Here is a 14,278-nt window from a genome sequence, read left to right as displayed (position 1 = left end):
TACTGCACTGGTGACGGTGTGGGAGAGTAGGACACAGCCGGACAACCATTAGAAGCGCCCCACCGACCTGATCGGTGGGGCGCTTCGCTTTTGCCCGATAATTCTGCTGCGTCGGGGCGTAGGGTGGCTTCGTGCCTGAACTCATCACCACACCAACGAGAATTCCGGTCCCGGGTGGGAAAGTCATCGAGGAGCACGTCGGTGCAGTGACGACACCGGACGCGAACCTCCAAGGCTCCGTGTCCGTGGCCCACATGAAGGCGCCTGCCGGCTGGTCGGAGCCCTACCAGACTCCCGACTTCGACGAGATCACCGTCGTCCTCAGCGGCCAGGTCGTCGTCGACCACGATGGTGGCCAGATCGAGGTGAATGCTGGACAGAGCGTCATCACCCGAGGCGGCGAGCGCATCCGGTACTCGTGCGGTCCCGAGGGGGCCGAATACGTCGCGGTCTGTCTGCCTGCCTATTCTGATGACACGGTGCACCGCGAGGAGATCGCGTGACGCCGGAGACAGCGAAAGCTGCCCCCAAGGTGCTGCTCCACGACCACCTCGACGGGGGGTTGCGGCCCCAGACCATCATCGAGCTGGCCCGGGACGTGGGCTATGGCGGGCTACCTCGGCGAGACGCCGAGTCCCTGCGCGGCTGGTTCCGTGACAGCGCCAACTCAGGCTCCCTGCCACGCTACCTGGAGACGTTCGACCACACCCTCGCCGTCATGCAGACCGCGGATGGGCTGCGGCGGGTGGCACGGGAGTGTGTCGAGGACCTCGCTGCCGACGGCGTCGTATACGCGGAGAGCCGCTACGCACCGGAGCAGCACCTGAGGGACGGTCTCACGCTCGAGGAGGTCGTCGAGGTCGTCAACGCAGGGTTCCGCGAGGGAGAGGCGAGCGCCGCCGCACGAGGGCGGCAGATCCGCGTCACTGCCTTGCTCACCGCGATGCGCCATGCCGCCAAGTCCACCGAGATCGCCCAGCTCGCCGTCCGCTATCGGGACGACGGGGTCTCGGGCTTCGACATCGCCGGCGCTGAGGCCGGCTTCCCGCCGACTCGTCATCTCGATGCCTTCGAGTACCTCCGCAGAGAGAACGCCCACTTCACCATCCACGCGGGCGAAGCCTTCGGGCTGCCCTCCATCTGGGAGGCGATCCAGTGGTGCGGCGCGGACCGCCTCGGGCACGGGGTTCGGATCGTCGACGACATCACTGTCGCGGGCCGTTCCTTTCCTGAGTGGATCGAAGGCGAGCGGGACAACCCTCGCGCACTCGTCGACCTCGATCTGGACAGCGTCGGGCTCGGCCGCTTGGCTTCCTACGTGCGCGACACACGGATCCCGCTCGAGATGTGCCCGAGCAGCAACCTGCAGACCTCTGCAGCGCTCTCGATCGCGCTGCACCCGATCACGCTGCTCAAGCGCCTCCGGTTCCGCGTGACGCTCAACACCGACAATCGCCTCATGAGTGACACATCGATGTCGAAGGAAGCGCTTCTGCTCGCCGACCAGGCCGACTGGGACCTCGCTGACCTGAGGTGGGTGACGATCAACGCGATGAAGTCGGCATTCATCCCGTTCGACCAGCGGCTCGCCATCATCGAGGACGTGGTCAAACCCGGCTATCGGGCTCTCGGCCATCCCGTCTGACGGCCGTCGCCTGGACCGCACGGGAAGCGGTCCGGGCCGAGGCTGGACGCGGAGCTAGACCCAGCCCGCGTCATGGGCGAGCAGTGCGACCTGCGTTCGGTTGTCCAAGCCGAGCTTCGTCAGCACGTGGGAGACATGGGCCTTGACCGTGGGCAGGCTGAGGGTGAGCTCCCGGGCGACCTGGGCGTTGCTCAGTCCCTGGGCCACGAGGCGCGCCACCTCCTGCTCGCGGGCGCTGAGCCGGGTCAGGCGGTGGTTGGCCTCCCGACTGGACACGACATCCGTCGTCACCTGGGCGACGAGTCGGCGGGTGACCTGGGGAGAGAGCACGGGGTCCCCCTGGGCGGCCTTGATCACGGCCGCCGCGATCTCGCCAGGCGGGGTGTCCTTCAAGAGGAAACCGGTGGCTCCTGCCCGGAGCGCCTCGATGATGTTGTCCTCGGTGTCGAAGGTCGTGAGCACGACGACTTCCGGCGCCTCCGGTCGACGTCGCAGGCGGCGCGTGGCCGAGATCCCGTCGACCCCGGGCATGCGGAGGTCCATGAGCACGACGTCCGGCCGGTGGCCCGCGACCGCAGCGGGCACGTCGGCGCCGTCGGCCGCCTCGGCGACGACCGCAATGTCCGGCAGACCGTCCAGCATCATCGTCAAGCCCGAGCGCACGAGCGGGTCATCATCGACGACGAGGACGCGCACGGGCCTACTCATCCGGCCATGGTAGCCACGCGACGACCCGGAACTCGTCGGCACGGTCGTCCACCTCCAGCTCGCCGCCGGCGAGCTCGACGCGCTCACGCAGGCCGACGAGCCCGAGGCCGGCGCCGTGCCCGTCTCGATGCGGCGACGGGGACGTGGAGTTCGTCACGACGATGTCGAGCCGGCCGCCGGGCTGACCGGTGAGGCTGATGGCGACCGCGCTGCCCGGAGCGTGCCGGCGGGCGTTGGTCAGGCTCTCCTGCACGACCCGGTATGCCGCTCGGCTGGCCGAGGCGGTCAGCCGGCTCGTGGGCGCCCGGTGCTCGAGCAGGACGTTGACGCCCACCTCGTCGAGCTCGGCGATCAACGCCGGCAGGTCCTCCAGCCCGGGTAGCGGTCGGCGCCGGGCCGGCTCATCCTCGTCGCGCAGCAGGAGGATGACGTCGCGCAGCTCGTCGAGAGCCCGGTGGATGCCCTCACGGACGACACCAGCTGCATCGGCAACTCGCGCAGGTGGTGAGTCCGGTCGGAACTCGAGCGCCCCGGCGTGCATGGCGACCATCGACAGCCGGTGGGCCAGCCCGTCGTGCATCTCACGAGCCACCCGAGTCCGCTCCGCCGTCCGGGCCTCGGCGACGAGCCGGTCCTGCTCGGCCTCGAGGAAACGAGCCCGCTCCCGCAAGGAGGCGATGAGCTCGTCGTTGAGGCGCGACCTGGCACCCCAGCCGACGAGGGCCGCATAGACCGCGACGACGAGCAGGGCATACCACCCGAGCCCGACGCCGTGGAATGGTCGCCACGAGGCCCTGATGAGGTGCCCAGCGATCCCAGCCGCAGCGATCCAGCTGGTGACCTGCAGGGACCGGAAGCGCGAGACGTGGACGATGGCCAGCGTCGAGGTGGGCACCAGGGCAGGCGATGCGACCGACAGCATCGCCAGGGCGAGCGTCACCGCTTCGGGCCGTCGCCCCAGCGCCCCGAGCAGTGCCAGACCGGCCAGCCCTGCCACGACGTCGAGCGCCAGGAGCCAACCCGGTCCGCTTTGGTCCTGGTGCTCGGCGAGGATCGTGGCGACGACGAGCACGCCGACCGTCACGAGCGCGACGGCCAGGGCCTTCCTCGGTATACGCCGGTCCACCACGGGCCCCACCCTATGAGCGGGCCCCGGCTCCGGAAACCGACCAAAGTATCGCCGTCCCTGGGCGCACGGACCATGCTGCGCAGCCTCCTGGGCGATGGCGGGTCGCTCGCGCAGCCCGAGAGTGGGGGCATGCCCCGCCTCAGCCGCACCAAGTCAGCCGCCCTCGCCGCCGTCGCGAACATCGTCGCGCCCATGGTGGTCTACTACGGGCTGCGGGCCGCCGGCGTGAGCCAGCTGACCGCCCTGCTCGTCACCTCCGTGCCGCCGGCGCTCCATGCCGGGATCACGGCGGTTCGGACGCGCACCGCCGACGTCATCGGCCTGCTGGTCCTCATCGGAATCCTGTCGGGCGTCGTCACCGCCTTGCTCAGCGGCAGCCCGCGCGACCTGCTCGTCCGCAATGCCTGGGTCAGCGCCGCCCTGAGCATCGGCGCGCTGGCCACCCTGCGCGCAGAGCGTCCCCTGACCTTTGTCATGACGCGTGCGGTGCTGCCGCACCGGATGGCTCTGATGGACCGGCTGTGGGACACCGACGACGGCTTCCGGGCGGCGTGGCGCCGCATCACGATCAGCTGGGGAGCGGCCCTCGTCGTCGATGCCGGTCTGCGCGTGCTCATCGCGCTGCGCGCTCCGGTCGACCTCGCGCCGAGCATCGACCTGGCCCTCGTCATCGTCACCGTCCTCGTGATGCAGGTCCCGACGCACGTGATCCTGTGGCGCGCCGGGGTGTGGCATCGACTCTTCGCGCGTGGGCCGGTTGCAGGCCGAGGGTCGCGGGGAGTCAGGTCGACTGCAGTGCAGCGGCCACAGCCGCCTCGACGTGGAGCCGGGTCGTCGGGAACACGGGCACCGGGGAGTCGTCCTGTCGGATGAGCAGCTCGATCTCGGTGCACCCCAGAATGATTCCCTCCGCACCGGCGTCCACCAGCCGGCCGATCACCCCCCGGTAGATCTGTCGCGACTCATCGGTGACCTGACCGACAACCAGCTCGTCATAGATGATCCGGTGCACCTCGGCTCGGTCGGGCGCGTCCGGAACGAGGACCGAGAAGCCATGGGACTCGAGACGGTCGCGGAGGAAGGTCTGCTCCATCGTGTAGCCCGTGGCGAGGAGGCCGACGCGCCCCAGCCTCGCAGCGTTCACGGCTGCGGCGGTGACGTCGGCAATGTGCACGAAGGGAATCGTCGTCGCGGAGGTGATCGCCGCGGCTACCTTGTGCATCGTGTTGGTGCACAGGACGAGCAGGTCGGCACCTCCGCGCTCCAGCCCCTGTGCAGCCTCGGCAAGGAGTCGACCTGAGGCGTCCCAGTCGCCACTGGCCTGCATCTGCTCGATCTCGGCGAAGTCGACCGAGTGCAGCAGCACCCGCGCCGAAGCGAGCCCGCCGACGCGGTCGCGGACGATCTCGTTGGCAAGGCGGTAGTACTCCGCGGTCGACTCCCAGCTCATTCCTCCGAGCATTCCGATGAGCTTCATGGCCTCGACCCTTCTCCGACGGCGAGCTCCCGCAGCTGCAGCTCCGCTTGTCGGGGACTGACGCAGCGGGCGCCGTGGGCCTCGGCCTGGGCAATGATGGCCGGCTCGTCGCGTAGGAGGGCAATGCCCCGCCGGAGCAGGATGTGCGGAGGCTTGCGTCGCTCGACCAGGTCGCGAACAAGCCGGAGCACGAAGGTGATCCACCGTGAGCGGCGCACGCAGATGGCGTCCGACAGGAGGCCCTCGGCCTCGAGGGGCTCGGCGAGTCGCGCGGCGAAGAGTCCCTCGGCGAGGATGTAGTCGTCGGAGCCGCAGGTGACGAGCCGATGGCCGGTGACGCGAGAGGCGCCGATGTCATAGACGGGGACCTCCGCCGTGCCGGTGTCGACCAGGGCACGGAGCGCGGTCACGGCACGGTGCACGTCCCACGAGTCGATGTGATCCCAGTCGGGGATTCCCAGGGGCGACCTCGGCAGATGGGGATCATCCACCTCGCGGTAGAAGTCGTCCAGCCGGACGACCGGCCAACCGAGCGCGTCACTGAGGCGAGCGGAGAGACGACTCTTGCCGGCACCGCTCGGGCCGGTCACGAGGATGACCCGTCGCCGACGCTGCCCGGAATGAGCGGGCTGTATGCCGCTCCGCCGGTTTGTCGGGTCAGGCGTCGTCCCCGGCTGGCTGAGCCCAAGGTCCCCGGTGTCCCGGTCGGTGGTCTCCGGGCGATCCCGCACGGTCACAGGCCCTTGGGGTGCCACACCGTCTTCGTCTCGACGAAGGCGCGGATCCGATCCAGTCCCGGGTCCGCGGACCAGTCTGGTTCGACAGCCACCCCGTCGGCGACCACGGGGCGGAAGACACGCTTGAGGTTGCCGGCAGCCTCGGCCTCCAAGGCGCCCCACTCGACGCCCTCGGCGCCCGCGGCACCGGTGAGGTCGATGGCGTTGACATCGCGATGCGAGGCGAGCCACGGCGCGACCTCGGCGGTCTTCGCGGTGATGATGTTGACGACCCCGGCCGGCACGTCCGAGGTGGCGAGCACCTCGCCGAAGGTGATGGCCGGTAGCGGTCGGGACGTGGAGGCGACGACAACGACGGTGTTTCCCGTGGCGATGACCGGAGCGACGACCGAGACGAGGCCGAGCAGGGAGGAGTCCTGCGGCGCCAGCACCCCGACGACACCGGTCGGCTCCGGGGCGGAGACGTTGAAGAACGGGCCGGCGACAGGGTTGAGGTTGCCGAGGACCTGCGCGACCTTGTCCGTCCAGCCGGCGTACCAGACGAGGCGGTCGATCGATGCGGCCACGATCGCGCCGGCTGCTCGGGTGGTGACGCCCTCGCCCGCGGCGACCTCCTCGGCGAACTGGGCGCGGCGGCCCTCGAGGACCTCGGCCACCCGGTAGAGCACCTGGCCCCGGTTGTAGGCCGTCGCGCCGGACCAGCCGGCCAGCGCGGCGCGCGCAGCGACGACGGCGTCGCGGACGTCCTTGCGGGATCCGAGAGCGGCGTTGGCGAGGAACTCGCCGCTTGCGGACACGATCTCGTAGGAGCGGCCCGATTCGCTGCGGGGGAACTTGCCGCCGACGTAGAGCTTGTAGGTCTTGCGGACGTCGAGCCGGGTCATCGGGTTGCTCCCGTCGTCAGGGCGGCGGCCGAGGTCGTCACGTAGGCCTCCAGTCCGTGGCGCCCGCCCTCGCGGCCATAACCGGACTCCTTGTAGCCGCCGAATGGCGAGGCCGGGTCGAAGCGGTTGAAGGTGTTGGCCCACACGACGCCGGCGCGGAGCTGGTCTGCCATCCAGAGGATGCGCGATCCCTTCTCGGTCCAGACGCCGGCGGAGAGGCCGTATGACGTGTTGTTCGCCTTCGCGACGGCCTCCTGCGGCGTGCGGAAAGTGAGCACGGACAGCACTGGTCCGAAGATCTCCTCGGTCGCCACGCGATGGGTCTGGGACACCCCGGTGAGCACGGTGGGCGGGAACCAGAACCCCCGTGCCGGGAGGCTGCACTCCGGGCTCCACCGCTCGGCGCCCTCGGCGACGCCGGCGTCGACGAGCGTCGTGATGCGTTCGAGCTGGGCCCTGCTGTTGATCGCCCCGAGGTCGCTGTTCTTGTCCATGGGATCCCCGACGCGCAGGGTCTCGAGGCGGCGCTTGAGCCGGGCGATGACGGCGTCGTGGACATTCTCCTGCACGAGCAGTCTCGAACCGGCACAGCACACCTGGCCCTGGTTGAAGAAGATGCCGTTGACGATGCCCTCGACGGCCTGGTCGATGGGGGCGTCGTCGAAGATGATGTTCGCGGCTTTGCCCCCGAGCTCGAGCGTCGCCTTCTTGGCTGTGCCGGCGATGCGCCGCGCGATGGCCTTGCCGACCTCCGTCGACCCGGTGAAGGCGATCTTGTCCACGTCGGGATGGTCGACGAGGGCCTCGCCGGTGCGGCCGTCACCGGTGACGACGTTGACGACCCCCTCCGGCAGGTCGGCCTGCTGGCAGACCTCCGCGAAGAGCAGCGCCGTCAGGGGCGTCGTCTCGGCGGGTTTGAGGACCACGGTGTTTCCGGTCGCGAGCGCCGGCGCGATCTTCCAGGCGAGCATGAGGAGCGGGAAGTTCCACGGGATGATCTGTCCCACCACGCCGTGCGGCAGGGGAGCAGGGCCGCCGGTCGGGGCGAGGCCGGCGTAGGCGAGCTTGTCCGCCCATCCGGCGTGGTAGAAGAAGTGGGCCGCGGCGACCGGGACGTCGACGTCGCGGGTCTCCTTGATCGGCTTGCCGTTGTCGAGGGTCTCGAGGACGGCGAACTCGCGGGAGCGTTCCTGCAGGATCCGTGCGATCCGGAAGAGGTACTTGCCACGCTCGGCGCCGCTCATCGATCCCCACACCCCGTCGAAGGCTCGTCGGGCCGCGGCAACGGCCTTGTCGACATCCTTGGGGCCGGCCTGGCTCACTTCGGCGAGGACGGTCTCGTCGGCGGGGTTGATCGACTCGAAGGTGGCCTTCGGTCGCGTGAAGGCGCCATCGATGAAGAGCCCGTAGGACTTCTCGAGGGTGACGATGGCCCGCGACTCGGGAGCCGGTGCGTACTCGAACCTTGACATCAGCACGTTCTCCCGATCAGTCGATCGTCACGTAGTCGGCGCCGGAGTAGGCCCCGGTTGCGAGCTTCTGGCGCTGGAGCAGCAGGTCGTTGAGCAGGCTCGAGGCGCCGAAGCGGAACCACTCCGGAGTCAACCAGTCGTCTCCGGCGATCTCGTTGACCATGACGAGGTACTTGATCGCGTCCTTCGAGGTCCGGATGCCGCCGGCGGGTTTGACGCCGACCTGCGTGCCGGTCAGCTCACGCCAGTCCCGCACGGCCTCGAGCATGATGAGTGTGACGGGCAGCGTGGCGGCCGGTGAGACCTTGCCCGTCGAGGTCTTGATGAAGTCGGCGCCGGCGAGCATCGACAGGTAGGAGGCGCGACGCACGTTGTCGTAGGTGACGAGCTCGCCGGTCTCCATGATGACCTTGAGGTGGACAGGCCCACAGGCCTGTTTCACGTCGGCGATCTGGCCGAAGACGGTGAGGTAGTCCCCGGACAGGAAGGCGCCACGGTCGATGACCATGTCGATCTCGTCGGCGCCCGCCTCGATGGCGGCGCGCGTGTCGGCGAGCTTGACGGCCATGGGCGCGCGACCGGAGGGGAAGGCCGTGGCGACCGCGGCCACGTGGATCCCGCTGTCGCCCAAGGCGTCCTTGGCCGTCGCCACCATATCGCCATACACGCAGACGGCGGCGGGGCGCGGCGTGCTGGGGTCGAGCGGGTCGGGGACCCGCGCCTTGGCACAGAGCGATCGAACCTTGCCGGCGGTGTCGGCGCCCTCCAGCGTGGTGAGGTCGATCATGCTGATCGCGGTGTCGATGGCCCATGCCTTGGCGGTCGTCTTGATCGAGCGAGTGCCCAGGGACGCGGCCCGCGCCTCACAGCCGACCTGGTCGACGCCGGGCAGGCCGTGGAGCCAGCTGGTGAGTGCATGGTTGGTCAGACGTGAGACCCCGAGGAGGTCACGCGCGGAAGCGGTGAGATCCTGCGCGGTGCGCGTCGTGGTGCTGACTGTCACCCGGTGAGTCTATCCGCGGCCAGCCGGACTCCCCCCAACATCGGACGGGTCCGACGAGCCATCCACGGAGTGCATCGTGAGAGAGTCGATGCCGAGCATCGAAGGGATGGACGCGTGACGACGAGTGCCGGTGGACCGACACCGACCGATCCTCGTCGTCGTGGCCGGGCCTCGAGAGGCGGCCAGACGACACTGCGGCCCGGTTCCTCCGTTGCCGTGGGTGCCCTGGGTGCGCTCGCAGCTGGGGCGCTGCTCGTCGCCGCGGTGCTGAGCCCACCCCGCGACTGGTCCGTCATCTCGTCCCTCGCCCTCGGACTCGTTCTGCTGTGGCTCTTCGTCGTGCGGCCGTGCGCGAGGATTCGTGACGACGGCATCGAGCTCGTCAACCCGTTGCGGAATGTCGACCTGACGTGGCCCGCGATCCAGGAGGTTCGCTCCCGGTGGGCCCTGGAGCTCGTCGTCCGCGGTCGTCGTTACACCGCTTGGGGTGTGCCCGCCGACCCTGGCCGGCCGCGGCACGGTCGCCGGGTTCGAGCATTCGGGTCTGACGCCGTGGCCTCCGGCTCCGTGCCGCCGGCGAGGCACGCCAAGGTCGACGCGCAGACGGCCGCGGCCGAGATCGAGGCGCTCATCGCCGCTGACCGGCGCCGCACGGACCGCAGCACCCCCGGTGTCGCCAGGCAGTCCTGGGACGTGCTGTCCGTGGCGCTGCTCGTCTCGGCCACTGCCTTCTTCGTCTACGCGGTGTTCGTGGCGTGAGCCCAGGACCCGGGGGTATGCCGCTGGGCGGGCTGTCAGCGAGCGCCTAGGGGAGCGCGGTCAGCTGGACGAACTCGTCCCGGATGGCGCCCAGCCGCGCGGCAGCCGCAGCCCGCGCCGTCGCCAGCTCGGCCGCGCCGGGGACGGGCTCGATGACCTCGAGGTAGACCTTGACCTTGGGCTCGGTGCCGCTGGGGCGGACGATGATGCGGGAGTCGTCGGCGAGGTGGTAGCGCAACCCTTCGGTGGGGGGCAGGCCGCCCTCCCCGGCAGCCAGGTCATCGAGCCGCACGACCGCGATGCCGGCCACCGAGGTCGCCGGCGCGTCGCGCAGCCGGCCCATGAGGACGTCGATCTGGGACAGGTCGGAGACGCGCACCGAGAACGAGTCGGTCGCATGGACGCCGTGGGCGACGGCGAGGTCGTCCAGCAGGTCGGTCAGGGACCGCCCCGCGGACTTGAGGGTCGCGGCGAGCTCGGCGAGCAGGAGCGCGGCGCTGATGCCGTCCTTGTCCCTGACCAGGTGGGGGGCCACGCAGTAGCCGAGGGCCTCCTCGTAGCCGTAGCGGAGCCCCGGCACGCGGGAGATCCATTTGAACCCGGTCAGCGTCTCCTCGTGCCGGATACCGGCAGCTGCAGCGATCGCCGCGAGGAGACGTGAGGACACGATCGAGTTGGCGAAGACGTCGTCGCGGTGGACACCCCGGCTCACGAGGTGAGCGCCGAGGAGTGCGCCCACCTCGTCGCCGCGCAGCATCCGCCAATCGCCGAGCACCGGATCGAGCACGGCGGCGGCGCACCGGTCGGCGTCGGGGTCGTTGGCGATCACGAGGTCGCAGCTCTGACTGCGAGCCTGCGCCAGCGCGAGGTCGATGGCGCCGCGCTCCTCGGGGTTCGGGAACGCGACGGTGGGGAAGTCGGGGTCCGGAACGGCCTGCTCGTCCACGGGAGTCGGCGCGGGGAACCCGGCCCTGACGAACGCCGCGGCCACGGTGCCGTGCCCGACCCCGTGCAGGCTCGTGTGGACGCAGTTGAGGTCGCGTGGCGAGTCCGGATCGACGACGGTCACGACTGCGTCCACGTAGTCCTGGACGAGGCTCTCACCGAGGGTCTCCCACCCGTCCGGAGCCAGGGGCACGCCGGCCGCCGACCGAACCGCCGCGATGTGGGCGGCGATCTGCTCGTCGGACGGCGGGACGATCTGGCTGCCGTCGCCGAGGTACACCTTGTAGCCGTTGTCCTGCGGTGGGTTGTGGCTCGCTGTCACCATCACCCCGGCATCGGCGCCGAGGTGGCGAATCGCGAAGGCCAGCACGGGCGTGGGCAGGGGTTTCGGCAGGACGAGGGCCCGGCCCCCCGCGGCGACGACGACGGCGGCGGTGTCCCGCGCGAAGACATCGGAGTTGTAGCGCGCGTCGAAGCCGATGACGACGAGCGGACTGCTGCCCGCGTCGCCCTCGGACTTCAGGAAGGCGACGAGCCCGGCAGCGGCGCGGATGACGACGCTGCGGTTCATCCGGTTCGGTCCCGCGCCGAGCGCCCCGCGCAGTCCGGCCGTGCCGAACTCCAGCATCCCCGAGAAGCGGTCAGCGAGGTCGTCCCGGGCCTCGGCAGAGCCCGCCTCGACCCGGTTGATCAGGGCGTCCAGCTCCCTCCGGGTCGTCGCATCCGGGTCGTCGTCTCGCCACGCGCGAGCCGCCGCCAGCAGGTCGGGCGAGGTCTCGGTCATGGTCACGGCAACCGCCTCACGATCGCGGCGAGCAGGTCGGCACAGCGGTCGGCGGCCGCCTGACCGGCTTCGAGCACCTCCTCGTGGCTGAGCGGTTTGTCGCTGATCCCCGCCGCGAGGTTGGTCACGAGCGAGATGCCGAGCACGTCGAGACCGACCTGACGCGCTGCGATCGCCTCGAGTCCGGTCGACATCCCGACGAGGTCGCCGCCGAGGATCTTGGCCATCCGGACCTCGGCAGGTGTCTCGTACTGCGGGCCCCGGAACTGGACGTAGACGCCCTCCTCGAGCGTGGGGTCGACCTCACGCGCGATCTCGCGCAGGCGCGGCGTGTAGAGGTCGGTGACGTCGACGAAGGTCGCACCCTCGATGGGCGACTGCGCCGACAGGTTGATGTGGTCGCTGATGAGCACCGTCGTGCCCGGCTTCCACGCGGGGTTGAGGCCGCCACACCCGTTGGTGAGCACGACCGTCGAGCACCCCGCGGCATGCGCGGTGCGCACGGCGTGGACGACGGGGCGCACCCCGCGACCCTCGTAGAAGTGGGTCCGGGTGCCGTAGACGAGGGCACGTCGTCCGGTGTCGCCGATCGCGACGGACCGCATCGTCCTCGAGTGCCCCTCGACGGCCCCGGCGTGGAACCCCGGCACCTCGGCGTTGTCGATCGTGGCGAGGGTCTCCCCGATGCGGTCGCCGGCCTGCCTCCAGCCAGAGCCCAGCACAAGGGCGACGTCGTGGCGCGTGGCGCCGGTGCGCTCCGCGATGACGGCTGCAGCCTGCTCGGCCACCTCGAACGGGTCGGTGGCGGGGTCGTTGAGGTCGAAGGCCGATGTGCTCACGCTGAGACTCTATCGAGGAGGAGCCGGCGTCGGGCTGGGAGCGGACTCGGCGGCATACGGCCCCCTCGATGGTTGGATGGACGGGTGATCACGCGAGAGACGACCGTTGTCATCATCGGTGGCGGCCCCGGCGGCTACGAGGCTGCGCTCGTCGGGGCCCAGCTCGGCGCCAGCGTCACCATCATCGAGAAGCTCGGGGTCGGCGGCGCCGCGGTGCTCACCGACTGCGTGCCGAGCAAGGCGCTCATCGCGACGGCCGACTACATGTCCGACTTCGAGGTCGCGGCCGGGCTGGGAGTGCATCTCACCGACCACGCGGGGAGCGTCGTCGAGGACGCCGTCGCCGAGCCCCAGACGGTCAACGAGCGGATCCTCGAGCTGGCCGAGGCGCAGAGCGCTGACATCCACCGCAACCTCGAGCAGGCCGGGGTGCGCATCATCAAGGGCGTCGGGCGGGTCACAGCGCGGGACCGGGTCGTCGCCGAGACCGACGACGGCCCGGAGGAGCTCGCGGCCGATGTCGTCCTCGTCGCCACGGGCGCGACCCCCCGGGTCCTGCCGTCCGCGGTGCCGGACGGCGAACGCATCCTCACGTGGCAGCAGATCTATGCGCTCACCGACCTTCCGGAGCGCATCGTCGTCATCGGGTCCGGCGTCACCGGCGCGGAGCTCGCCCAGGCGTTCCTCGGCCTCGGCTCCGAGGTGGTCCTCGTGTCGTCCCGGGACCGCGTCCTTCCCGGCGAGGACGCAGACGCGGCCACGGTCATCGAGGACGTCTTCCGCAAGCGCGGGATGGAGGTCCTCGGGCGGTCCCGGGCTGCCGGTGTCGAACGCACCGACGGCGGTATCGTCGTCACTCTCGAGGACGGCCGCACCGTCGAGGGCAGCCACGCCCTGCTGGCGGTCGGCGCAGTACCCGCGACGCGCGGGCTGGGGCTCGAGGACGTCGGGGTGGAGCTTACCGACTCCGGACACATCACGGTCGACCGCGTGTCGCGGACGTCGGTCCCCGGCATCTACGCCGCGGGGGACTGCACCGGGGTCCTGCCGCTCGCCTCCGTGGCCGCAATGCAGGGCCGCATCGCGATGTGGCACGCCCTCGGTGACGCCGTCGCCCCGCTCAACGTCCGAGGCGTCGCAGCGACGATCTTCACCGAGCCCGAGATCGCCACCGTGGGCATCGGGCAGGTCGCCGCGGACGAGGCCCACGACGTCGAGTCGGTCACGCTGCCCCTGGCGCGCAACCCGCGAGCGAAGATGCAGGGGATCACGGACGGGTTCGTCAAGCTCTTCTGCCGCAAGGGCTATGGGACCGTGCTCGGGGGCGTCGTCGTCGCGCCGAAGGCATCCGAGCTGATCCATCCGGTCGCCCTCGCCGTGCAGAACCGGCTCAGCGTCGACCAGGTGGCCAGCACGATCACCGTCTATCCGTCCCTCTCCGGCTCCATCGCGGAGGCCGCTCGGCAGCTGCACCAGTCGGAGTGACGACCAGGCGTGACCCCGACGTGTGCGACAGCCGGCCGAGGCGTAGCGTCGGCACCAGCGGGCCGCGGGCTCGTTGACCACCACGCCGAACCCACCGAGGAGCAGCCATGAGCGGCTGGATCGACAAGGCGAAGGACTTCATCAAGGGTCACCCGGAGCAGGCCAGAGACGCGCTCGAGAAGGCCGAGGACCTCGTCAACGAGCGCACCGGCGGGAAGTACGCCGAGCAGGTCGACCGAGGCTCGGATGCGCTTGGGGAACAGCTCGGGCTGCCACCGGAGGCCGTGTCCGAGGGCACGGTGACGCCGGAACCCGAGGACGCAGCCGCGCCCGAGCCCGGACCCGGCCCCGAGGCCCCGACCGACCCCGGCGCCGAGACTGGCCTGCCGCACGACCGCGCCACGGTGGAGA

At 70.5% G+C, this 14,278-nt stretch carries 15 protein-coding genes; 6 read left to right on the top strand and 9 right to left on the bottom strand.

Features of this window, described 5'->3' with window-relative positions; genetic code table 11:
* Positions 1–131 precede the first annotated feature (131 nt).
* Positions 132–503, top strand: a complete 372-nt coding sequence (locus LOY02_RS13915; protein WP_317182959.1) for a cupin domain-containing protein — start codon at positions 132–134, stop codon at positions 501–503.
* Positions 500–1,645 carry an adenosine deaminase gene (locus tag LOY02_RS13910; protein WP_317182958.1) on the top strand — a complete coding sequence of 382 codons (1,146 nt, stop codon included), beginning with the start codon at positions 500–502 and terminating at the stop codon, positions 1,643–1,645. Before LOY02_RS13915 ends, LOY02_RS13910 begins: the two co-directional genes overlap by 4 nt.
* Positions 1,646–1,699: 54 nt before the next feature.
* On the opposite strand, the gene LOY02_RS13905 is transcribed toward LOY02_RS13910, so the two are convergent.
* Together LOY02_RS13905 and LOY02_RS13900 are read right to left on the bottom strand one after the other, a co-directional pair.
* A complete protein-coding gene (locus tag LOY02_RS13905; protein ID WP_317182957.1) occupies positions 1,700–2,353 on the bottom strand; it encodes a response regulator transcription factor in 654 nt (217 codons plus the stop codon).
* The gene (locus LOY02_RS13900; protein WP_317182956.1) at positions 2,346–3,482 is read right to left on the bottom strand and encodes a sensor histidine kinase; all 1,137 of its coding nucleotides are present in this window, start codon (positions 3,480–3,482) and stop codon (positions 2,346–2,348) included. The genes LOY02_RS13905 and LOY02_RS13900 overlap by 8 nt, the downstream gene beginning before the upstream one ends.
* 129 nt (positions 3,483–3,611) lie before the next feature.
* On the opposite strand from LOY02_RS13900, the gene LOY02_RS13895 reads away from it, so the two are divergent.
* Positions 3,612–4,355, top strand: coding sequence for a VC0807 family protein (locus tag LOY02_RS13895; protein WP_317182955.1), 744 nt, complete (start codon positions 3,612–3,614; stop codon positions 4,353–4,355).
* On the opposite strand, the gene LOY02_RS13890 is transcribed toward LOY02_RS13895, so the two are convergent.
* The 5 genes from LOY02_RS13890 to deoC all read right to left on the bottom strand — a co-directional run bounded on the left by LOY02_RS13890 (position 4,264) and on the right by deoC (position 9,055).
* A complete protein-coding gene (locus LOY02_RS13890; protein WP_317182954.1) occupies positions 4,264–4,959 on the bottom strand; it encodes an aspartate/glutamate racemase family protein in 696 nt (231 codons plus the stop codon). The genes LOY02_RS13895 and LOY02_RS13890 overlap by 92 nt on opposite strands.
* The gene (locus tag LOY02_RS13885; RefSeq protein WP_317182953.1) at positions 4,956–5,549 is read right to left on the bottom strand and encodes a uridine kinase; all 594 of its coding nucleotides are present in this window, start codon (positions 5,547–5,549) and stop codon (positions 4,956–4,958) included. The genes LOY02_RS13890 and LOY02_RS13885 overlap by 4 nt, the downstream gene beginning before the upstream one ends.
* 143 nt (positions 5,550–5,692) lie before the next feature.
* Positions 5,693–6,580, bottom strand: coding sequence for an aldehyde dehydrogenase family protein (locus tag LOY02_RS13880; RefSeq protein WP_317182952.1), 888 nt, complete (start codon positions 6,578–6,580; stop codon positions 5,693–5,695).
* Positions 6,577–8,052 carry an aldehyde dehydrogenase family protein gene (locus LOY02_RS13875; RefSeq protein WP_317182951.1) on the bottom strand — a complete coding sequence of 492 codons (1,476 nt, stop codon included), beginning with the start codon at positions 8,050–8,052 and terminating at the stop codon, positions 6,577–6,579. The genes LOY02_RS13880 and LOY02_RS13875 overlap by 4 nt, the downstream gene beginning before the upstream one ends.
* Before the next feature lie 16 nt (positions 8,053–8,068).
* On the bottom strand, positions 8,069–9,055 hold the full coding sequence (gene deoC / locus LOY02_RS13870; protein WP_410505953.1) for a deoxyribose-phosphate aldolase: 987 nt from the start codon (positions 9,053–9,055) through the stop codon (positions 8,069–8,071).
* 114 nt (positions 9,056–9,169) lie between these two features.
* Here deoC and LOY02_RS13865 point away from each other — a divergent pair, with 114 nt between their 5' ends.
* Positions 9,170–9,814, top strand: a complete 645-nt coding sequence (locus LOY02_RS13865) for a PH domain-containing protein (RefSeq protein WP_317182950.1) — start codon at positions 9,170–9,172, stop codon at positions 9,812–9,814.
* 46 nt (positions 9,815–9,860) lie between these two features.
* Here the strand turns inward: LOY02_RS13865 and LOY02_RS13860 are convergent, their stop codons facing one another.
* Together LOY02_RS13860 and LOY02_RS13855 are read right to left on the bottom strand one after the other, a co-directional pair.
* Positions 9,861–11,543 carry a phospho-sugar mutase gene (locus LOY02_RS13860; RefSeq protein ID WP_317182960.1) on the bottom strand — a complete coding sequence of 561 codons (1,683 nt, stop codon included), beginning with the start codon at positions 11,541–11,543 and terminating at the stop codon, positions 9,861–9,863.
* Between the two features lie 2 nt (positions 11,544–11,545).
* Positions 11,546–12,382, bottom strand: a complete 837-nt coding sequence (locus tag LOY02_RS13855) for a purine-nucleoside phosphorylase (protein WP_317182949.1) — start codon at positions 12,380–12,382, stop codon at positions 11,546–11,548.
* 84 nt (positions 12,383–12,466) lie between these two features.
* On the opposite strand from LOY02_RS13855, the gene LOY02_RS13850 reads away from it, so the two are divergent.
* Together LOY02_RS13850 and LOY02_RS13845 are read left to right on the top strand one after the other, a co-directional pair.
* Positions 12,467–13,867: an NAD(P)H-quinone dehydrogenase gene (locus LOY02_RS13850; RefSeq protein ID WP_317182948.1), complete on the top strand. Its 1,401-nt coding sequence runs from the start codon at positions 12,467–12,469 to the stop codon at positions 13,865–13,867.
* A gap of 107 nt (positions 13,868–13,974) precedes the next feature.
* Positions 13,975–14,278, top strand: a 304-nt coding sequence (locus LOY02_RS13845; protein WP_317182947.1) for an antitoxin, incomplete at its 3' end; no start/stop codon positions are given.

It is taken from the genome of Intrasporangium sp. (assembly GCF_032907665.1).
Lineage (GTDB): Bacteria > Actinomycetota > Actinomycetes > Actinomycetales > Dermatophilaceae > Intrasporangium.
This window is presented reverse-complemented; position numbering and strand designations above follow the sequence as displayed.

Bases quoted from the DNA above. Each gene is read 5' to 3' on its own strand.
- LOY02_RS13880 (WP_317182952.1), bottom strand. From the start codon at position 6,580: ATGACCCGGCTCGACGTCCGCAAGACCTACAAGCTCTACGTCGGCGGC.
- LOY02_RS13905 (WP_317182957.1), bottom strand. From the start codon at position 2,353: ATGAGTAGGCCCGTGCGCGTCCTCGTCGTCGATGATGACCCGCTCGTG.
- LOY02_RS13860 (WP_317182960.1), bottom strand. From the start codon at position 11,543: ATGACCGAGACCTCGCCCGACCTGCTGGCGGCGGCTCGCGCGTGGCGA.
- LOY02_RS13895 (WP_317182955.1), top strand. From the start codon at position 3,612: ATGCCCCGCCTCAGCCGCACCAAGTCAGCCGCCCTCGCCGCCGTCGCG.
- LOY02_RS13890 (WP_317182954.1), bottom strand. From the start codon at position 4,959: ATGAAGCTCATCGGAATGCTCGGAGGAATGAGCTGGGAGTCGACCGCG.
- LOY02_RS13875 (WP_317182951.1), bottom strand. From the start codon at position 8,052: ATGTCAAGGTTCGAGTACGCACCGGCTCCCGAGTCGCGGGCCATCGTC.